18 protein-coding genes are annotated in these 19,375 nt (G+C 69.4%); 14 read left to right on the top strand and 4 right to left on the bottom strand.

Going from position 1 to position 19,375, the window contains the following annotated elements:
• The 3 genes from RT91_RS10885 to RT91_RS10875 form a co-directional block, all read left to right on the top strand.
• The coding region (locus tag RT91_RS10885) for a transposase (RefSeq protein WP_035187248.1) at positions 1-478 on the top strand (478 nt) is incomplete at its 5' end.
• A gap of 117 nt (positions 479-595) precedes the next feature.
• The gene (locus RT91_RS10880) at positions 596-1,045 is read left to right on the top strand and encodes a MucR family transcriptional regulator (protein ID WP_011942476.1); all 450 of its coding nucleotides are present in this window, start codon (positions 596-598) and stop codon (positions 1,043-1,045) included.
• Positions 1,046-1,284: 239 nt separating this feature from the next.
• The gene (locus tag RT91_RS10875) at positions 1,285-2,082 is read left to right on the top strand and encodes a DeoR/GlpR family DNA-binding transcription regulator (protein ID WP_007422904.1); all 798 of its coding nucleotides are present in this window, start codon (positions 1,285-1,287) and stop codon (positions 2,080-2,082) included.
• A 56-nt stretch (positions 2,083-2,138) separates the two neighbouring features.
• On the opposite strand, the gene RT91_RS10870 is transcribed toward RT91_RS10875, so the two are convergent.
• The gene (locus tag RT91_RS10870; RefSeq protein WP_011942475.1) at positions 2,139-2,804 is read right to left on the bottom strand and encodes an alpha/beta hydrolase; all 666 of its coding nucleotides are present in this window, start codon (positions 2,802-2,804) and stop codon (positions 2,139-2,141) included.
• Positions 2,805-3,246: 442 nt separating this feature from the next.
• Here RT91_RS10870 and cysE point away from each other — a divergent pair, with 442 nt between their 5' ends.
• From cysE to RT91_RS10830, 8 genes are all read left to right on the top strand, one after another.
• Positions 3,247-3,990 carry a serine O-acetyltransferase gene (gene cysE / locus RT91_RS10865; RefSeq protein WP_035187245.1) on the top strand — a complete coding sequence of 248 codons (744 nt, stop codon included), beginning with the start codon at positions 3,247-3,249 and terminating at the stop codon, positions 3,988-3,990.
• Complete coding sequence (locus RT91_RS10860; protein ID WP_051788251.1) at positions 3,965-5,119, top strand: cysteine desulfurase family protein; 1,155 nt, start codon at positions 3,965-3,967, stop codon at positions 5,117-5,119. Before cysE ends, RT91_RS10860 begins: the two co-directional genes overlap by 26 nt.
• A 54-nt stretch (positions 5,120-5,173) precedes the next feature.
• Entirely contained in the window at positions 5,174-5,506 is a 333-nt protein-coding gene (locus RT91_RS10855) for a ferredoxin family 2Fe-2S iron-sulfur cluster binding protein (protein ID WP_007423728.1), read from the top strand.
• A 4-nt stretch (positions 5,507-5,510) separates the two neighbouring features.
• Complete coding sequence (mnmA, locus tag RT91_RS10850; protein WP_035187244.1) at positions 5,511-6,548, top strand: tRNA 2-thiouridine(34) synthase MnmA; 1,038 nt, start codon at positions 5,511-5,513, stop codon at positions 6,546-6,548.
• A 140-nt stretch (positions 6,549-6,688) separates the two neighbouring features.
• Positions 6,689-8,239: a Hint domain-containing protein gene (locus tag RT91_RS10845; protein ID WP_082468584.1), complete on the top strand. Its 1,551-nt coding sequence runs from the start codon at positions 6,689-6,691 to the stop codon at positions 8,237-8,239.
• A gap of 263 nt (positions 8,240-8,502) precedes the next feature.
• The gene (gene hfq, locus RT91_RS10840; protein WP_007423553.1) at positions 8,503-8,814 is read left to right on the top strand and encodes an RNA chaperone Hfq; all 312 of its coding nucleotides are present in this window, start codon (positions 8,503-8,505) and stop codon (positions 8,812-8,814) included.
• 6 nt (positions 8,815-8,820) lie between these two features.
• Positions 8,821-10,128 carry a GTPase HflX gene (hflX, locus tag RT91_RS10835; RefSeq protein WP_007423554.1) on the top strand — a complete coding sequence of 436 codons (1,308 nt, stop codon included), beginning with the start codon at positions 8,821-8,823 and terminating at the stop codon, positions 10,126-10,128.
• Between the two features lie 26 nt (positions 10,129-10,154).
• Positions 10,155-10,985: an inositol monophosphatase family protein gene (locus RT91_RS10830; RefSeq protein WP_231844327.1), complete on the top strand. Its 831-nt coding sequence runs from the start codon at positions 10,155-10,157 to the stop codon at positions 10,983-10,985.
• Positions 10,986-11,123: 138 nt separating this feature from the next.
• Here RT91_RS10830 and mazG read toward each other — a convergent pair whose 3' ends face one another.
• Positions 11,124-11,906 carry a nucleoside triphosphate pyrophosphohydrolase gene (gene mazG, locus RT91_RS10825; protein ID WP_011942470.1) on the bottom strand — a complete coding sequence of 261 codons (783 nt, stop codon included), beginning with the start codon at positions 11,904-11,906 and terminating at the stop codon, positions 11,124-11,126.
• A 99-nt stretch (positions 11,907-12,005) separates the two neighbouring features.
• On the opposite strand from mazG, the gene msrP reads away from it, so the two are divergent.
• Positions 12,006-12,989, top strand: a complete 984-nt coding sequence (gene msrP, locus RT91_RS10820) for a protein-methionine-sulfoxide reductase catalytic subunit MsrP (RefSeq protein WP_007423409.1) — start codon at positions 12,006-12,008, stop codon at positions 12,987-12,989.
• Here the strand turns inward: msrP and RT91_RS10815 are convergent.
• Both RT91_RS10815 and recG read right to left on the bottom strand, forming a co-directional pair.
• The gene (locus RT91_RS10815; protein ID WP_011942468.1) at positions 12,982-13,416 is read right to left on the bottom strand and encodes an NUDIX hydrolase; all 435 of its coding nucleotides are present in this window, start codon (positions 13,414-13,416) and stop codon (positions 12,982-12,984) included. The genes msrP and RT91_RS10815 overlap by 8 nt on opposite strands.
• The gene (gene recG / locus RT91_RS10810) at positions 13,413-15,476 is read right to left on the bottom strand and encodes an ATP-dependent DNA helicase RecG (RefSeq protein WP_082468583.1); all 2,064 of its coding nucleotides are present in this window, start codon (positions 15,474-15,476) and stop codon (positions 13,413-13,415) included. Before recG ends, RT91_RS10815 begins: the two co-directional genes overlap by 4 nt.
• 42 nt (positions 15,477-15,518) lie before the next feature.
• Here recG and RT91_RS10805 point away from each other — a divergent pair, with 42 nt between their 5' ends.
• Both RT91_RS10805 and mfd read left to right on the top strand, forming a co-directional pair.
• Complete coding sequence (locus tag RT91_RS10805) at positions 15,519-15,827, top strand: succinate dehydrogenase assembly factor 2 (RefSeq protein WP_013640192.1); 309 nt, start codon at positions 15,519-15,521, stop codon at positions 15,825-15,827.
• Positions 15,824-19,258: a transcription-repair coupling factor gene (gene mfd, locus RT91_RS10800; protein WP_035187239.1), complete on the top strand. Its 3,435-nt coding sequence runs from the start codon at positions 15,824-15,826 to the stop codon at positions 19,256-19,258. Before RT91_RS10805 ends, mfd begins: the two co-directional genes overlap by 4 nt.
• Positions 19,259-19,375 lie beyond the last annotated feature (117 nt).

Here is a 19,375-nt window from a genome sequence, read left to right as displayed (position 1 = left end):
ACTCCGGGACTGCAAATTCGCGATCGAGGCGGGTGATACGATCTTCGCACCCAGAATGAAGGCCCTGCTGCTCCGCGCCGTCGTGCTGGCGCGGCGCCATCGCACGCTCGCGGACGCTACAAGACGCGCCTGGCGGCGGCGCCTCGACCATGATCTCGACGCCGTCATGGCGCTCGCCCCGATCAACCACCACGGCAGACGATTGCGCCGACGATACGGCAAGGTTCGTGATCATCTCTTCACCTTCCTCGACCACCCGGATATCGCCGCGGACAACAACGGCTCCGAGCGCGAACTCCGGCCTACCGCGACATATCGCAAGGTCACCGGAGGGTTCCGATCCAACTGGGGCGCCGATTTCTTCGCCAACGTCCGATCCGTCGTCGGGACCGCCGCGCGGCACGGCCTTGATGCCTACACCGCTATCAAAAACGCCGTCACCGGAGCATCACTGCCCATCGCCCCCCTACCGGGTTGAGCAGATACCCTGCTCCTTTCGGACGATTTTTTGCGGCAAATTCTTGCAATTCATCCGGAAATGTTCCAAATCAGCCGGAAGTTCAACATTGTTTTTGACTTCATAAAAGGACAAATCATGCCGGAGAGCCAGGATAACCAGCAACTCCTTCAACTGACGGCGCAGATCGTGTCGGCGCATGTATCGCACAATTCGGTTTCCGCCGAAATGCTGCCGGCGCTCATCCGGGATGTCTATCAGAGCCTCAGCGGCACCGAGCAGCCAGTCGAGGAACCGCCGCCGCCGCTGGAACCGGCTGTCAATCCGAAGAAGTCAGTCTTCAACGACTACATTATCTGTCTCGAAGACGGAAAGAAGCTCAAGATGCTTCGCCGTCATCTGAAGTCGGCCTATAACCTGACGCCTGAACAGTATCGTGAACGCTGGGGCCTTGCGAACGACTATCCGATGGTCGCGCCCGCCTATGCGAAGCAGCGCTCCAACCTTGCCAAGAAGATCGGTCTCGGCACCAAGCCCGCGAGCCAGGCGCCCGCTTCCGGCTCGCCCCGGAGCAAGAAGGGCGACTGACCGCCGCCCTGCTTCCGGTTCTCCGGACGAAATCGACCCGGCGGCACTGTCCGCCGGGTTTTTTTGTCTCCGTGAACCGCCGCTCTGATTGTCAATATGATAAGGCACGACATCCGATCCTTCAGGATCGCAAAGTGCTGGATGCGGGACGATGGTTGCGTTTTGATCCGCCGTGCTCCAATGATGTTCGCAAGCGAAAGCCGGCCGGCCGGCATCGCGCCTGAAACAGGGGGAAGCGCGTGTCGGACAATTCCGCATCCATCAGCCGGCGGGCCGAAATCGTCGCCCTGGTCGGCTCGAACGGATTTCAGACCATCGAGGCGCTGGCCCGCCATTTCGACGTGACGGTGCAGACCATCCGCCGGGATCTCAATGCCCTCGCGGCGGACGGCAAGCTCAGCCGCTATCGCGGCGGCGCCGGCCTGCCCTCCAGCGTCGAGAACATGGAATACCAGCGCCGCCGCGTCGTGCATCTCGAGGCGAAGCAGCGCATCGCCGACATGGTGGCGGCGGACATTCCCGAACACGCCTCGCTCTTCATCAATATCGGTTCGACAACGGAGCAGGTGGCCCGCGCCCTGCTCGGCCATCACGACCTTTCGGTGATTACCAACAACCTCAACGTCGCTCGGATCATGAGCGAGGACACCGATTTCCGCGTCATCGTCGCCGGCGGCATGGTGCGCAACCGCGATGGCGGCATCACCGGCCAGGCCACCCGCGACATGTTCGACCGGTTCCGCGTCGATATCGGCATTATCGGCGTCTCCGGCATCGATGCCGACGGCGCGCTCTACGATTTCGACATGGACGAGGTGATCTGTTCGCAGGCGATCATCCGCAATGCCCGCCGTGTCGTGCTGGTGACCGACCATTCGAAATTCGGCCGCCCGGCGATGGTGCGGATCGGCACGCTCGCGCAGGTTTCCGCCCTCTATACCGACCAGCCGCCGCCGCCGCCGATCGCCGCGCTGATCGGCACGCTCGGAATCGAACTTCATGTCGCCGATTCGGGGCCGGCTTCCGGCGCCCCATGAAAAACGCCCGGTCCCTCGCGGGGCCGGGCGTTGCGGACTGCGTCGCGGTCAGGGGCTCAGTCGGCGGCCAGCGCCATGTGCTTGCGGGCGATCTCGCCGCTGACATAGGCCTCCACCGCCTGGCCGATCGCGTCGGCATGGTTGGCGAACACGTGATCGGCGCCCTCCAGCACGCGGTAATCGACGGCGACACCCTTCTGCGTGTTCAGCTTATCCACCAGCTTGCGCACCGAAATCTCGGGCACCAGCTCGTCGGCGTCGCCGTGGATCATCAGGCCGCCGCAAGGGCAGGGGGCGAGGAAGCCGAAATCGTAATGCGCCGCCGGCGGAGCGACGCTGATCCAGCCCGACACTTCCGGCCGGCGCATCAGCAGCTGCATGCCGACGAAGGCGCCGAACGAATAGCCGGAAATCCACAGCCCGCCATGTCCCGGGTTCAGCGCCTGCATCCAGTCGAGCGCGGCGGCGGCGTCGTTGATCTCGCCCATCCCGCCGTCATAACTGCCCTGGCTGCGGCCGACGCCGCGGAAATTGAACCGCATCACCGAGAAGCCGAGGCGCTGGAACACCTGATACATCGTGTAGGTGATGCGGTTGTTCATCGTCCCGCCATGCAGCGGGTGCGGGTGCAGCACGAGGGCAAGCGGCGCGCCGCGGTCCTTGGCGTGATGATAGCGTCCTTCAAGTCGGCCGTCCGGCCCGGCAAACATAACTTCAGGCATGGTCTTGTCTGGTCTTTCTCACTCGATCGTCAGGTCATCCGATATCGGGGATGGGCGGATATCGAAGGTTCCGGTCAACGCGGCCCCCCGGCCGCTCGGCGAATCCGTTCAGGTGCCGCCGGATCCGGGAAATCGGACTAGGCTACCACTATATATAGGCATAATCCGCGCATTATTGACCGGTCCGGTCTGCATACCTACTCTCCTGAACGTGACAATCATTGTCTCTCGTAAGGATGAACCGTGTGATTCGCGTCTGGCCCGTTCAATGCGGCAGTCCAAAGAGCCAGCGGAGGGCCGTGCCATTCCGCCGTGTTCGCCGGGCCGGGCCCTTGCCAAAAATGTTTCTCCCTGTGCTTTCAATCCGGCTCCGCAGCGCCACATCTCGCCGGAGGCATCCACAATTAGTGGATAGGATTGAAATTTTCCACGGAAATGTCGCATGAGCCGCATGTTTTTGCGTGAGACCATCCGGGCCTATCGCCAGCGCGACCCCGCTGCCCGTTCGGATCTCGAGGTCCTGCTGTGCTATCCGGGCCTGCATGCCGTCCTGCTGCACCGCGTCGCGCACTGGTTCTGGCAGCGCCGGCTGCGCCTGGCCGGGCGGTTCATCTCCCATCTCGCCCGCATGGCGACGGGCATCGAGATCCATCCGGGGGCAACGATCGGCCGCCGCTGCATGATCGATCACGGCATGGGCGTGGTCATCGGCGAAACCGCGGTAGTGGGCGACGATGTCTATCTCTACCATCAGGTCACGCTCGGCGGCACGTCGAGCGAGCGCGGCAAGCGCCATCCCTCGGTTGCGAACAACGTCATCATCGGCGCCGGCGCCAAGGTGCTGGGCAACATCCTGATCGGCGAGAACGCCCGCATCGGCGCCAACGCCGTGGTGGTGGCCGACGTGCCGGCGAACACCACGGTGGTCGGCATCCCCGCCCGCCCGGTCGAGCGCGGCTCGGCGACCCGCCCGCCCAAGCCCCGCTTCGACCCCTACGGCACGCCCTGCGACCCCTGCCTCGACCCGCTGCTGGGCGAGATCGAGCGGCTGCGCACCGAACTGACCGACCTCGAGGCCCGCATGGCCCGCGCCGAACGGCGCGAAACGGAGCATGCCGAACGGCGCGAACCGGATCGTGCCGGGCCGCGCGAAACCGACCATGACGAGCCCGTTGCCCGGGGCTGAGCCGGGCCTCTACCTCGACGCCAACGCGACCGAGGCGCTGCGCCCCGAAGCCCGCGAGGCGGTGCTCGCCGCCTTCGATCTCGTCGGCAATCCGGCCTCCGTCCACGCCGATGGCAGGGCCGCGCGCAAGCTGCTCGAATCCGCCCGCGCCGCCCTTGCCGCACGCCTCGGCGCCCGGCCGGAAGACGTCGTCTTCTGCGCGGGCGCGACCGAGGCGAACGCGATGGCGATCCACGGCCTCGCCGGCGGCGGCGCCATCGTGATCGGCGCCACCGAGCACGATGCCGTGCGCGCCGCCGCCCCCGCCGCCCTCATCGCCCCGGTCGATGCCGCCGGCCGGCTCGACCAGGCCCGCTTCGCCGCCCTGCTGGCCGCGCACCGCCCGGCACTCGCCTGCGTCATGGCGGCGAACAACGAAACCGGCGTGCTGAACGACATCGCCGCCATCACCGCCCTCTGCGCCGCGCAGGGCACGCGCCTGCATGTCGATGCCGTGCAGGCCGCCGGCCGCGTCGCCGATCCCGATTATCTCGCCCAGGGGGCGTCCAGCGTCGCGATCTCCGCGCACAAGCTCGGCGGCCCGAAAGGGGTGGGCGCCCTGCTGCTCGCGCCCGAGGCCGCGTCCGCCTTCGCGCCGCTGATCCGCGGCGGCGGGCAGGAGCGCGGCCGCCGTGGCGGCACGCACAACCTGCCCGGCATCGCCGGCTTCGCCGCCGCCCTCGACGCCGCCCACGCAACCACATGCCCCGATCCGCGCCTCGCCGCCCTGCGCGATGCGATCGAGGCCGGCGCGCGCGACTGCGGCGCCCGCATCGCCGGCGCCGGGGCCCCGCGTTTGCCGAACACGACCTGCGTCGTCCTGCCCGGCCTTGCCGCCGAAGCCCAGGTCATCGCGCTCGATCTCGACGGCATCCGCGTCTCCGCCGGCTCGGCCTGCTCCTCCGGCAAGGTCGCCAGCAGCCACGTTCTCGCCGCCATGGGCCTCGGCGATCTCGCCGGCAACGCCATCCGCGTCTCGTTGTCCTGGAACGCGCCGGACGACGCGCCCGCCCGTTTCCTCGCCGCATATCGGCGTCTTGCCGCCCGCGCCTTGCGCAAATCCGCGCATGTCTCTACCTCGGCAGCGTGAACGGCGGCGGAACGGCGCGCGCCTTCCACCACGCAACGGTTTCAAGGGTTTCAAATGCCGAACATGACTTTCATCGAGCGCGACGGCACGCGCCGGACGGTGGACGCGCCGTCCGGCCTGTCGGTGCTCGAAATCGCCCACAAGCACGGGATCGACATCGAGGGCGCCTGCGAGGGTTCGCTCGCCTGCTCGACCTGCCATGTCATCGTCGATCCCGACTGGTTCGCGAAGCTCGCCGCCGCCTCGGAAGACGAGGAGGACATGCTGGACCTCGCCTTCGGCCTGGAAAAGACCTCCCGCCTCGGCTGCCAGATCGTGATGTCCCCGGCGCTGGACGGGCTCGTCGTGAAGCTGCCCGCCGGCGTGCGGAACGCGCAGAACGGCTGAGATCGTGCGCGTCGTCGTCGCCATGTCCGGCGGGGTGGACAGTTCGGTCGTCGCCGGGCTGATGCACGAGGCCGGGCACGAGGTGATCGGCGTCACCCTCCAGCTCTACGATCACGGCGCGGCCACCGGCCGCAAGGGGGCCTGCTGCGCCGGGCAGGACATTCACGACGCCCGCAACGTCGCCGACCGTCTCGGCATCGCCCATTACGTGATCGACGCCGAGGCCGCCTTCCGCAACGCGGTGATCGGCGATTTCGCCGATGCCTATGCCGATGGCCGCACCCCGGTCCCCTGCGTGCGCTGCAACCAGCACCTCAAGTTCGGCGACCTGCTCGGCCTCGCCCGCGATCTCGGCGCCGAGGCGCTGGCCACCGGCCACTATGTCCGCCGCGAGGACGGGCCGGAGGGAGCGGAGCTTCACCGCGCGGTCGATGCACGGCGCGACCAGTCCTGGTTCCTCTTCGCCACAACGCGCGACCAGCTCGCATTCTCCCGCTTCCCCCTCGGCACCATGCCGGACAAGGACGCCGTCCGCGCCGAGGCCGCGCGGATGAACCTGCCCGTCGCCGAAAAGCCGGACAGCCAGGACATCTGCTTCGTCCCCTCCGGCACCTATGCCGACATCGTCGCGAAGCTCCGCCCCGATGCCGCCGCTCCCGGCGAGATCGTCACCGAGGACGGCGCCGTGCTCGACCGTCACCAGGGTATCGCCCGCTACACCGTGGGCCAGGCCAAGCGCCTCGGCGCCGCCTCCGGCCATGTCGTCACCCGGATCGACGCCGCCCGCCGCCGCATCGTCGTCGGCCCCCGCGGCGCCGGCGGTCGCGAGGTGCGGATCGCCGAGCCGAACTGGCTGATCGATCCGCCCGCCGCCCCGTTCCGCGCCAGCGTCAAGCTCCGCGCCGGCGAGACGCCGCACCCCGCCGAGATCGACATCGCCCGCAACCTCGTCACCCTCGACACCCCCGCTCTCGCCGCCCCCGGCCAGGCCTGCGTCGTCTATCGCGAGTCCCGCGTTCTGGGAGGCGGTTTCATTTTATGAATTCATTCGCATCATAAGATAACATAACGTTAAATTCGCGTCGGCTGAAGCATTAAAAAAATTGAATCTCTTGTTGTCGTTGCTTATCATCGCGTCAGAATATTTCAAATTTCAGACATATTTGAACGCGGGAGAGCGGCATGTCCGATGTGACAATACCTTCTGGTGATACGCTGATTCTCAATGCATCGCTGACCAGCAACTTTTCATTTCCAACGACGGGGTCGGCCCCGACCGATCTCGTCATTGAGCCGTCCGCCCTTTCCGTAACCCTCGTGGGGATCACGACGGCCGTCACCGCGATCGAACTGGGCGGCAACATCCAGCATTTCGGACCGAACGACACGATCGTCCTGGCCGATGCCACGACCGACTTCTCCAATTTCGACACCTCGCCCTCGGCGCCGAGCGATGTCATGACGTTCCAAAATATCGCCAGCCTCGCCGTGAGCCAGGATTTCAGGATTTACGCCTCGGATGGTCTGATCATCACCGACAGTCCCCTCATCAACCTCGAGTACGGACCGACACTGAATACGTCACTCGCGCCGTTCATCAACGCGATCGAGCAGTCCCTGTTCGGCAGCATCCCTTCCACCGGCACGCTGACCATCTCGGTCGGCCTTGGCGATTTCGGCGACTCCTCGGCCGAACCCGGCCCTCCGTCCGAGTCCGGCGGATACGCCTTCACCATCACCACGGGCAGCGACATCAACCCCTGCTTCGCCGCCGGCACGCAGATCCGCACCCCGGCCGGCGAGACCCCGGTCGAATCCTTGCGGGCCGGCGATACAGTCCTCACCGCCGCCGGCGCCGAACGCCGCGTGGTCTGGATCGGCCGCCGCACGCTCGACCTCAGCCGCCATCCGCGCCCCGAACTGGTCCGCCCGGTCCGCATCGCCGCCGGCGCGCTGGCCGATGGCGTCCCCGCGCGCGACCTCGTGGTCTCGCCCGACCACGCCCTGTTCCTCGACGGCGTGCTGGTCCAGGCGAAGGATCTGGTCGACGGCACCATGATCGCACCCGACCGCCGAATTTCCCGCGTCACCTATTTCCATGTCGAGCTCGACCGGCACGACGTCCTGCTGGCCGAGGGCGCGCCGGCGGAAAGCTTCCTCGATACCGGCCATCGCGGCCTGTTCGAGAACGCCGGCGAACCGATCACCCTGCACCCCGACCTGATGCAGGCCCGGCGCGAGGCCGAAGGCTGCGCCCCGCTGGTCACCGGCGGCGACGCCCTGGCCGCGATCCGCGCCCGCCTCGCCGCGCGCCGCGCCGCGCAGGGCTTCGCCCTGGTCCGCGTCCGCCCCGCGCTCCGCCATGGCGACCTGATCATCGAGGCCAGCGAGGAAAGGCCCGGCATGTTCCGCTTCGCCCTGCCCGCGAACGCGACCGAATTCGAACTCCTCGCCGGCACCTTCGTCCCCGCCGAGGTCGACCCGGTCTCCACCGACCGCCGCCGCCTCGGCCTGTCGGTTGCCGGCCTCGCGCTGGACGGCGCGGCGCTCGACCTCGAAACCGCGATCCCAGCACCCGGCCGCCTGCCGCGCGCGGGCGGCGATGCCGGAGTCTGGACAAGCGGCAACGCCGGCATCCGCCTGCCCCGCGCCGGCGCCGAACTGGTGCTGACGCTGACCGCCCAAGCCCTGTTCTGGACCGCGCCGGCCGCCATGCGGCGCGCCAGCGCCTGATCTCCGCCGGCCCACCGGCCGCGCCCTGTGATGGTGGCGGGTGTGTGATGCACCCGCCACAAGCGTTTTTTTATCCCATGCCGGGCGCTTCCGATTGGTTTCGGCGCCCCGGCGAGCTATATCTCCGCCTGCGGCATCCGTTTGCGGGCTCTCCGAACGGGCGGGGCCGAACATGCGGCAGCGGGTTCCGGCCCGATGCCATGACCCGATGCACCCACGCCATGGCAACCGCCATGCCCGGCAAGAAAAAAAGGACTCCAGACGTGGCCAACGAAAAATCGCAGAACGTGCAGGATGTCTTCCTCAATCACGTTCGCAAGAGCAAGACCCCGGTCACCGTGTTCCTGGTGAACGGCGTGAAGCTCCAGGGTGTGATCACCTGGTTCGACAATTTCTCCGTCCTCCTCCGCCGCGACGGGCACACCCAGCTCGTCTACAAGCACGCGATCTCGACCGTGATGCCGGGCGCGCCGATCCAGCTCTTCGACGCGACCAAGGCCGAGGGCGCCGCACCGGCGGGCGGCTCCACGCTCAGCCTCGGCCGCGCCGGCGACCCCGACCGCGACGCCGGGTAGGCCGGGTTGAGCATACCCACCCAGGCCGCGCCCACCCGCGCCGCCGTCCTGCTGCCTTGGGAACATGGCGGGCGCAACGGCCCGCGCGAGGCCGAGGCCCGCCTCGCCGAGGCGATCGGACTCACCGCCTCGATCGGCCTCGTCATCGCCCATGACGAAATCGTGCAGATCCGCGCGCACCGCCCCGCCACCCTGTTCGGCGAGGGCCAGGTGCGGCGGATCGGCGAGTCCATCGCCGAGGCCGAGATCGGCGTCGCGGTGGTCGATTCCACGCTCAGCCCGGTGCAGCAGCGCAATCTCGAACGCGCCTGGAAGTGCAAGGTCATCGACCGCACCGGCCTGATCCTCGACATTTTCGGTGAGCGCGCCCGCACCGCCGAGGGCGTGTTGCAGGTCGAACTCGCGCATCTCGCCTACCAGCGTTCCCGTCTCGTCCGCTCCTGGACCCATCTGGAGCGCCAGCGCGGCGGCTTCGGCTTCCTCGGTGGCCCCGGCGAAACCCAGATCGAGGCGGACCGCCGCCTGATCACCGACCGCATCGCCCGCCTCCGCCGTGAACTCGACGAGGTCCGCCGCACCCGCGCCCTGCACCGCGCCGCGCGCAACCGCGTGCCCTATCCGGTCGTCGCCCTGGTCGGCTACACCAATGCCGGCAAATCCACGCTGTTCAACGCGCTCACCGGGGCCACCGTCCACGCGCAGGACCAGCTTTTCGCCACCCTCGACCCGACGATGCGCCTCATCGTCCTGCCCTCCGGCCGCCAGGCCATCCTGTCGGACACGGTGGGCTTCATCTCCGACCTGCCGACCGAACTCGTCGCCGCCTTCCGCGCCACCCTCGAAGAGGTCGCCGCCGCCGACATCATCCTCCATGTCCGCGACTGCGCCCACCCCGACAGCGCCGCCCAGCGCGCCGACGTCGTCTCCGTGCTCGACGGCATGGCCCGCTCGGGCATGATCGACGAGGGCTGGTCGTCCCGCTGCATCGAGGTGATGAACAAGATCGACCTGCTCGATCCCGCCGCGCGCGACCTGCCGGGCGCTTCCGCCATCGCCGTCTCGGCGCTGTCCGGCGAGAATCTCGACACGCTGCGCGCCACGATCGATGCCCGGCTCGCCGGCGCCATGCAGGTCGCGACCTACTGGCTCGCGCCGGCCGACGGCGCCGGCCTCGCCTGGCTCTACCGCCATGGCGAGGTGATCTCCCGCGCGGATGGCGAGGACGCCATCGCCATCGAGGTCCGGCTCCGCCCCGAGGACCGCGCCCGTTTCGAGCGCGATCACGAAGCCGCGCTGCACGCCCCGGTCCCCTGACCCACCGCCACGGATTCCAGCCCATGATGCCTGACAGAACCGACCTTTCCGCCATCGCGGCGCTGCTGCGCGACGTCGCGCGCACGATCGTGATGCCCCGCTTCGGCCATATCGGCCCGGCCGACCTGCGCACCAAGTCCGGCCCGCTCGACCCCGTCACGGTGGCCGACGAGGCGGCCGAGCGCGCCCTCACCGAAGGCCTGCGCGCCCTGTTCCCCGATGTCGCGGTGATCGGCGAAGAATCCGTCGCCGCCGATCCCGCCCTGCTCGGCGCGGTCGCCGGCCCCGGTCCCGTCTTCGTCATCGACCCGATCGATGGCACCCAGAACTACGCCGCCGGCCTGCCGCTGTTCGGCCTGATGATCGCCCTGGTCGAGGACAATCGAACCATCGCCGGGCTGATCCACGACCCGCTGCGCGACGACACCATGCTCGCCACAAGCGGCGGCGGCGCCTTCCTGCTCCGCGGCGCGTCCGATTCAGCCGAATGGCTGCCCCTGCGCGTCGCCGCCCCGGCGCCGCTCGCGCAGATGATCGCCTCGGTCTCCTGGCAATACATGGCGCGGGCCGAAAAATCCCGCGTGCTCGGCAGCCTCGCCGCCCTCGGGCAGACGCCCAACCTGCGCTGCGCCGCCGCCACCTACCGCGCCATGGCCTCCGGCCACATGCACGCCTCGGTCTCCCGCCGCACCCTGCCGTGGGACCACGCCGCCGGCACGCTGATCGTCGAGGAAGCCGGCGGCCATGTCCGCCGGCCGGATGGCGAGGCCTGGCGCCCGGCCGACATCGATGGCGGCCTCATCGCCGCCACCGACCGCGACACCTGGCACCGCCTGCGCGACGCGCTCTACGGCTAGAGCACGTTCCGATCCGAACGGATCGGATGATGCCCTAGAGCACCATCCGATCCATCCGGATCGGATGTAGTGCTCTATGATATTGATAATTAGAGCATCTTTATCCGATCAGATGACTCCATCTGATCGGATGATGCTCTAGCCCTCCCGCTTCACCGCCTGCCAGAGCGCTTCCATCTCGGCGAGCCCGGCCGCCTCCGGCGTCGTCCCGGCGGCGGCGAGCCTGGCCTCCACCGCGCGGAACCGGCGCTCGAACTTCGCATTCGCCCGCGCCAGCGCCTGCTCGCCATCGCAGCCGAGCTTGCGGGCGAGATTGACCATCACGAAGAACATGTCCCCCAGCTCGTCCTCGATCCGCGCCGGATCCGCCCCCGCCAGCTCGGCGCGCAGCTCCGCCGTCTCCTCGTCGAGCTTGTCGAGCACCGAATCCGCATCCGGCCAGTCGAAGCCGACCCGCGCCGCCCGCGCCGCGAGTTTCCGCGCCCGCATCAACGCCGGCAGCGTCGAGGCGATGCCATCCAGCACGCCGCTCTCCGCCCGTGCCGCCCGCTCGCGCGCCTTGTCCGCCTCCCAGGCCCGGGTCTGCGCCGCCTGGTCCCGCGCCGCGGCCTCGCCGAACACATGCGGATGCCGGCGGATCATCTTCTCGGCGATCCCGGCGGCCACCTCCTCGAAGCCGAACCACCCGCGCTCCTCGGCCATCCGCGCGTGATAGACCACCTGGAACAGCAGGTCGCCCAGCTCGTCGCGCAGCGCGTCCGCATCGCCTTTTCCGATCGCGTCCGCAACCTCATAGGCCTCCTCGACCGTATAGGGAGCGATGGTGGCGAAATCCTGCTCGCGATCCCACGGGCACCCGGTCTCGGGATGCCGAAGCGCTGCCATGACGGCGAGGAGGCGGTCGATCGGTCTGTCGGTCATGCGGTCCCGAAGCTGTGAAGGGTGGTCCCGCGCGGGTCACGGCGGGTTGATGAATGGCCTGCGCGCACCAGAGTAATCTATCGCCCGAGGAGAACAACCATGCACGTCATCCGCAAACCGGACTGGTCCCTGCCCGAAACGGAGGCGACCCCGCCGCATCTGGCGCTCGACCGCCGCGCCGCCCTTGCCACGCTGGGCGGCGCCATGCTCGGCTTCGGCCAGATCGGCGCCGCCCTCGCCGACACCAACGCCGACGCCAACGCGAACGCCAAACCGGGCGACCGCATCTCCGACTACCCGCCCTCCGCCGCGCGTTTCGACCCCGAGCGCAGCCTCACCCCGCGCCACAATGTCGAGACCTACAACAATTTCTACGAATTCGGCCTGAACAAGGACATCTGGCGCAAGGCCCAGAAACTGCCCACCGAACCCTGGACCATCCGCATCGACGGCATGGTGGAAAAGCCCTTCACCATCTCCTTCGACGACCTGATGAAGAAGGTCAGCACCGAAACCCGCATCTACCGCCATCGCTGCGTCGAGGCCTGGTCCCTCGTCGTCCCCTGGGAAGGCTTTCCGCTCGCCGATCTGGTGAAACTGGCCAAGCCGCTCTCGGGCGCGAAATATCTCCGCTTCACCACGCTGTCCGACCCGAAGGTGATGCCCGGCCTGTCGATCCCGTTCTTCCCCTGGCCCTATCACGAGGGCCTGACCATGGCGGAGGCGACGAACGAGCTCGCCTTCGTCGGCACCGGCATGTATGGCGCGAAGATGCCCAGGCAGGATGGCGCGCCGATCCGCGTCGTGCTGCCCTGGAAATACGGCTTCAAATCGGCGAAATCCCTCGTCCGCATCGAGTTCGTCAAGGAGCAGCCGGTTACCTTCTGGGAAAAGACCAGCCCGGACATGTACGGCTTCTGGGCCAATGTGAACCCGAAATACCCCACCCTGCGCTGGAGCCAGGCGCGCGAGCGCGTCATCGGCACCGGCGAGGTGGTGCCGACGCAAATCTACAACGGCTACGGCAAATGGGTGGCCCCGCTCTATGCCGGCATGAAGCAGGACAAGAAACTGTTCATGTGACGACCAGCAGCCGGCGGGCGATGCCGATCACCCGCCGCGCCTCGCTCCACAATTCGTAGCGGTCGAACTCCGCCGCCCTGACCCAGGCGATGTCGGTTACGTCATCGCCCGCCACCGCCTCGCCGCCCTGATACAGCCCGGCGAAATCGAGGATGGTGTAGTGAAACTCGATCCGCTGCGCCGCGTCGCGATGGATCGAGTCCACATGTGCGGCCAGCACCAGCGCGCCGGCCTCGAGCCCGGTCTCCTCGCGCAGTTCCCGCCGCGCCGCCGCCTCCGCCGTCTCGCCGAGCTCCTGCGCCCCGCCCGGCAGGCTCCAGGCGCCGAGTGCGGGCTTGCGGCCGCGGCGGATCAGCAGCACCTCGTCGCCGCGCAGCAGCACCACCCCGATGCCGACGCGCGGCGCCGCCGGATAGGCCCGGCTCATCCCGCCACCAGCGCGCGGATCGCGCGGTCCTGCTCGAACAGGTGCAGCAGCACCCGCGCCGCCCGCCCGCGCGGGGTTTCCAGGTGCGGGTCGGTGTCGAGCAGCAGCGTCGCGTCCTTCTGCGCCATCGGAATCAGGTCCTCGTCGCGCTCGGCGTCCGCCAGCCGGTAGCCGGGCAGGCCGGACTGTTTCGCCCCCAATATGTCACCTCCGCCGCGCAGCCGGAAATCCTCGTCGGCGATGCGGAACCCGTCCTCCGTCTCCCGCAGGATCGCGAGCCGGCGCCGCGCCGCCTGGCTCAGCTCGTCGCCGTGCAGCAGCAGGCAGAAACTCGCCGCCGCCCCGCGCCCGACCCGCCCGCGCAGCTGGTGCAGCTGCGCCAGCCCGAACCGGTCCGCCCGCTCGATCACCATCACGTTCGCCTCCGGCACGTCCACCCCCACCTCGATCACCGTGGTCGAGACCAGGATGTCCGCCTCGCCGCGGGCGAAGCGCTCCAGCGCCGCCGCCCGGATCTCGATCGGCTGCCGCCCGTGCGCCAGCACCACCCGCTCGCCGAACCGCTCGGCCAACGCCGCGAACCGCGCCTCGGCGGCGGCGATGTCCACCGCCTCGCTCTCGGCCACCAGCGGACACACCCAATACACCCGCCCGCCCCGGCGGATCATCCGCGCCACCGCGGCGACGATCTCCTCCATCCGCCCCACCGGGTGCAGCGTGGTGCGGATCGGCTTGCGTCCGGCGGGCTTCGCCAGAATCCGGCTCACACTCATCTCTCCCCAGTGCGAGAGCAACAGCGTGCGCGGAATCGGCGTCGCCGTCATCACCAGCATGTCCGTCGCACTTCCCTTGGCGCCGAGGGCGAAACGCTGCTCGACGCCGAACCGGTGCTGCTCGTCGATCACCGCGAGGCCGAGATCGTGGAACGCGACACTCTTCTGGAAGATCGCATGGGTGCCGACCACGATCGGGATCGACCCATCCGCGAGGCCGGCCAGCACAAGCCGCCGCTCGGCCGCCCGCAGCGAGCCGGTCAGCAGCGCCACCGGCACCGGGCAGAGTTTTTCCAGCGTCGCCAGATGCTGGCGGGCGAGCAATTCGGTGGGGGCGAGCAGGGCGGCCTGCGCGCCGGCCTCGACCACGCGCAGCATCGCCAGCGTCGCCACCAGCGTCTTCCCCGCGCCGACATCGCCCTGCAACAGCCGCAGCATCCGGTGCGGCGCGGCGAGATCGGCGTCAATTTCGGCCAGTGCCGCCGCCTGCGCATCGGTCGGCGCGAAGCCGAACCGCGCCAGCGCGGCGGCCCGCAGCCTTCCATCGCCGGTAAAGGCGCGCCCCTTCCGCCGCCGCCGCCGCGCGCGGATCAGCGCGAAGGCCAGCTGCCGCGCCAGCAATTCGTCATAGGCGAGCCGCCGTGCCGGGTGGTCGTCGGGCATCGCTTCGGGCGCGTGCAGTGTCCGCAAGGCGGCGGCGAATCCCGGCCAGCGCCGCTTTTGCAGCACCGAGGGCAACTGCCATTCCGGCAGCTCCGGCAGCCGGGCGAGGGCGCCGTCCACCGCCCGCGCCATCACCCGTGCCGTGAGTCCCGCCGTCAGCCCCCGCACCGGCTCGATCGCCGGCAGGCTCGCCGCCTGCGCCGCCGGCAGCACGTAATCGGGGTGGGGCAGGGTAGGGCGGTCGGCGAAGCGCTCGATCTTGCCCGACAGCAGCAGTTTCGCGCCCACCGGAAACTGGCCGAGCCGCCCGGGATGGAACAGCACCACCTCGCCGAAGCCGCTGGCGTCGCGAATCACCACCCGGTGCGGCTGCCCGCGCCGCGCCGGCGCCTCGTGCCGCACCACCTCGACCATCACCGTCGCGACCGATCCCGGTTCCGCCTCCGCCAGCGTCGACTGCCGCGAGCGGTCGATGAAATGCAGCGGCAGGTGGAACAGCAGGTCGCCCACGCTCGGCCCGCCCACCGCGCGCGCGATCAGCGCCGCGAGTTTCGGGCCGATGCCCGGCAGGCTGGCAAGCTCGGCCCGGAACGGCGCCAGCGACTCGGAGATGTTGGTGGTCACGGGCTGACAGTGGCGGAGCACTCGACTATATCGCAAGCCATCATGACCGAAGTATCGTCCGAGGCGCTCATCCAGCGCCGCCGCCGGCTGCTCTACCGCGCGACCCATCGCGGCACCTACGAGAACGACCTGATGATCGGCGGCTTCGCCCGCAAATACATCGACGGGATGGACGATGAGGCGCTCGACGCGCTGGAGGCGGTGATGGAACACCCCGATGCCGAGCTGGCCGACTGGCTGACCGGCCGCAAGCCGGTCCCGGCCGAGGCGGAGTCGGACATGCTCCGCCGCATCCGCGACGAGGCGGCGGAGATCGCCCAGGGCGAGTTCGGCGCCAAGCGCGGGCGATGAGCCTGCTCACCGTCTACGGCGCGCCGGAAGGGTTCGACGCCGACCTAATCGCCCGCCGCGCCGCCGAGGCGGGCACGGTGCTGCACATCGCGCGCGACGATGCCCGCCTCGCCCGGCTGGAGGACGCGCTCGCCTTCTTCGCCCCCGCCGCGGAGATCATCCGCTTCCCCGCCTGGGACTGCCTGCCCTACGACCGCGTCTCGCCCAACCCGGCGATCGTGGCCGACCGCGTCGCCGCCCTGGCCCGGCTGCTGGAACCGGCGAAGGGCACCCGCATCGTGCTGACCACGGTGAACGCCGCGGTCCAGCGCACCCCGCCGCGCGCCCGCTTCGCCGATGCCAGCCGCACCATCGCCCCCGGCGGCGCCGCCCCGCCGGACGATCTCGCCCGCTTCCTCGAACAGCGCGGCTATCACCGCGTCGGCACCGTCATGGAGCCGGGCGACTTCGCCGTGCGCGGCGGCATTTTCGACGTCTGGCCCTCCGGCGAGCCGGCGCCGGCCCGCATCGACCTGTTCGGCGACACGGTGGACACGCTCCGCCGCTTCGACCCCGGCACCCAGCGCAGCGGCGAGGCGCTGCCCTCGCTCACCTTCCGCCCCGCCTCCGAACTCCCGCTCGACGCCGACTCGATCAGCCGCTTCCGCACCGGCTTCCGCGAGCTGTTCGGCGCCGAGGCGCTGACCGACCCGCTCTACGAATCGGTCTCCGAGGGCCGCCGCCATCCCGGCATGGAGCATTTCGCGCCGCTCTTCTGCGCGACGATGGAAACCGTGTTCGACTATGCGCCCGGTGCCGCCATCAGCCTCGACCACCAGGCCGAGGAGGCCGCCGCCGCCCGCTTCGAGATGATCGCCGATCACTACGAGGCCCGCTCCGCCCCGCCCCGCGCCGGCGAGGCGCCGTACCGGCCGATCCCGCCCGCGCGCCTCTATCTCGACCGCGCCGGCCTCGATGCGCTGCTCCGCGCCCGCGGGGCAACCGTGTTCTCGCCCTTCTCCCGGCCCGAGGGCGCCGAGGGCGTGGAAGCCGGCGGCCGCCCCGGCGCCATCCTCGCCTCCGCCCAGGGCATCGCCTCGGTCTATGAGGAATTCCGCCTGCTCGCCGCCCGCTGGCGCGAGGCCGGGCGCCGCGTCGTCCTCGCCGCCTGGTCCGCCGGCTCGCGCGACCGTCTCGCCGCCCTGCTGCGCGACCACGGCATGCGCTCGATCCCGATCGACAACGCCGCCGAGGCCCGCATCGCCCAGGGCGACGCCGTGCTGCTCGCCGTTCTCGGCCTCGAACGCGGCTATGTCGCCGACGATCTCGCCATCGTCGCCGAGCAGGACCTGCTCGGCCAGCGCATCGCCCGCCCGCCGCGCCGCCGCCAGCGCGCCGACCAGTTCATCGCCGACGCCACCGAAATCGCCGAGGGCGATCTCGTCGTGCATCAGGATCACGGCATCGGCCGCTATGACGGGCTGGTGACGCTGAGCGTCGAGGGCGCGCCGCATGACTGCCTGCGCATCCTCTACGATGGCGACCAGAAGCTCTTCCTGCCGGTCGAGAACATCGACATGCTCTCCCGCTTCGGCAGCGAGACCGCCGGCGTCGGGCTCGACCGCCTGGGCGGCGCCTCCTGGCAGGCGCGCAAGGCCAAGGCCCGCAACCGCATCCGCGACATGGCGGCCGGCCTCATCCGCATCGCCGCCGAGCGCAAGCTGCACGACGCCGCGATCCTCGCCGCCGATGACGGCGCCTTCGCCGAATTCTGCGCCCGCTTCCCCTACACCGAAACCGAGGACCAGGCCCGCGCCATCGCCGACGTCATGGAAGATCTCGCCGCCGGCAAGCCGATGGACCGGCTGGTCTGCGGCGATGTCGGCTTCGGCAAGACCGAGGTCGCGCTCCGCGCCGCCTTCATCGCCGCGATGTCCGGCGCCCAGGTCGCCGTGGTGGTGCCGACCACGCTGCTCGCCCGCCAGCACTACCGCCTGTTCTCCGAGCGCTTCGCCGGCCTGCCCATCCGCGTCGAGCAGCTCTCCCGCCTCGTCTCCGCCAAGGATACCGCGAAGGTGAAGGCCGGCCTCGCCGACGGCACGGTGAACATCGTCGTCGGCACCCATGCGCTGCTGTCGAAAACGATCGCCTTCGCCGACCTCGCGCTGCTGATCGTCGACGAGGAGCAGCATTTCGGCGTCGCCCACAAGGAACGGCTGAAGCAGCTCAAGGCCGACATCCACGTCCTCACCCTGACCGCGACGCCGATCCCCCGCACCCTCCAGCTCGCGCTGACCGGCGTGCGCGACCTCTCGCTGATCACCACCCCGCCGGTCGACCGTCTCGCCGTGCGCACCTTCATCATGCCGTGGGACAAGCTGGTGATCCGCGAGGCCATCGCCCGCGAGCGCTTCCGCGGCGGGCAGATCTTCTGCGTCGTCCCGCATATCGAGGATATCGACCGGATGCGCGAGCGCCTGGCCGAGATCGCGCCGGACCTGCGCACCGCCACCGCCCATGGCCGCCTGCCGCCGACCGAGATCGAGCGGGTGATGACCGAGTTCAGCGAAGGCAAGCACGACGTCCTGCTCGCCACCAACATCGTCGAATCCGGGCTCGACATGCCGGCGGTGAACACGATCCTGATCTGGCGCGCCGATCTCTTCGGCCTCGGCCAGCTCTACCAGCTGCGCGGCCGCGTCGGCCGCGGCAAGCAGCGCGGCTACGCCTATCTCACCTGGCCCGCCTCGCACACGCTCGCCGCCTCCTCGCAGAAGCGCCTCGAAGTGATGCAGACGCTCGACACGCTCGGCGCCGGCTTCACCCTCGCCTCGCACGATCTCGACCTGCGCGGCGCCGGCAACCTGCTGGGCGACGAGCAGTCCGGCCATATCCGCGAGGTCGGCATCGAGCTCTACCAGCAGATGCTGGAGGATGCGGTGGCCGAACTGCGCGCGGCCGGCGGCAGCGAATCGCGCGAGGCCGCGCGGGACTGGACGCCGAATATCAGCCTCGGCCTGCCCGTCCTCATCCCCGAAGCCTATGTGGCCGACCTGCCGGTCCGCCTCGGCCTCTACCGTCGCATCGGCGGACTCGCGACCGATGCCGAGAGCGAGGCGCTCGCCGCCGAACTGGTCGACCGTTTCGGCCCGATGCCCGAGGAGGTGGAAAACCTCCTCGCCACGGTGGCGCTGAAGCGCGCCTGCCGCGCCGTCGGCGTCGAGAAGCTGGAGGCCGGGCCGAAGGGCATGGTCGTCGCCTTCCGCGGCAACGCATTCGCCAATCCCGGCGGCCTCGTCGCCTGGCTCGCCACCCGCGCCGGCCTGCTCCGCCTGCGCCCGGACCACAAGCTGGTCATGGTCCGCGAGATGGACGTGAAGGCCCGCCTCGCCGCGGCCCGCGACATAATATCGAACCTGCAACGCATTATCGACCAGTCGAAGGCGGCATGAATCGAATTCGTAACTAAACGAATCGAAACTTGCCTCATCCTGCCGGGTCCTCATCTTCTCGTGAGGAAGGCGGCCGCTCCTCGGCCGTCCAGCCCACGTCCGCCCCGCGGCCGTGAC

Origin of the sequence: Acidiphilium sp. JA12-A1 (assembly GCF_000724705.2) — a bacterium.
Lineage (GTDB): Bacteria > Pseudomonadota > Alphaproteobacteria > Acetobacterales > Acetobacteraceae > Acidiphilium > Acidiphilium multivorum.
Note: the sequence above shows the minus strand (reverse complement) of the source record. Positions and strands in the feature narration are given on the sequence as shown.

Bases quoted from the DNA above. Each gene is read 5' to 3' on its own strand.
- RT91_RS10880 (WP_011942476.1), top strand. From the start codon at position 596: ATGCCGGAGAGCCAGGATAACCAGCAACTCCTTCAACTGACGGCGCAG.
- RT91_RS10870 (WP_011942475.1), bottom strand. From the start codon at position 2,804: ATGCCTGAAGTTATGTTTGCCGGGCCGGACGGCCGACTTGAAGGACGC.
- cysE (WP_035187245.1), top strand. From the start codon at position 3,247: ATGAGCCGCATGTTTTTGCGTGAGACCATCCGGGCCTATCGCCAGCGC.
- RT91_RS10860 (WP_051788251.1), top strand. From the start codon at position 3,965: ATGACGAGCCCGTTGCCCGGGGCTGAGCCGGGCCTCTACCTCGACGCC.
- RT91_RS10855 (WP_007423728.1), top strand. From the start codon at position 5,174: ATGCCGAACATGACTTTCATCGAGCGCGACGGCACGCGCCGGACGGTG.
- RT91_RS10845 (WP_082468584.1), top strand. From the start codon at position 6,689: ATGTCCGATGTGACAATACCTTCTGGTGATACGCTGATTCTCAATGCA.
- RT91_RS10830 (WP_231844327.1), top strand. From the start codon at position 10,155: ATGCCTGACAGAACCGACCTTTCCGCCATCGCGGCGCTGCTGCGCGAC.
- mazG (WP_011942470.1), bottom strand. From the start codon at position 11,906: ATGACCGACAGACCGATCGACCGCCTCCTCGCCGTCATGGCAGCGCTT.
- msrP (WP_007423409.1), top strand. From the start codon at position 12,006: ATGCACGTCATCCGCAAACCGGACTGGTCCCTGCCCGAAACGGAGGCG.
- RT91_RS10815 (WP_011942468.1), bottom strand. From the start codon at position 13,416: ATGAGCCGGGCCTATCCGGCGGCGCCGCGCGTCGGCATCGGGGTGGTG.
- RT91_RS10805 (WP_013640192.1), top strand. From the start codon at position 15,519: ATGACCGAAGTATCGTCCGAGGCGCTCATCCAGCGCCGCCGCCGGCTG.
- mfd (WP_035187239.1), top strand. From the start codon at position 15,824: ATGAGCCTGCTCACCGTCTACGGCGCGCCGGAAGGGTTCGACGCCGAC.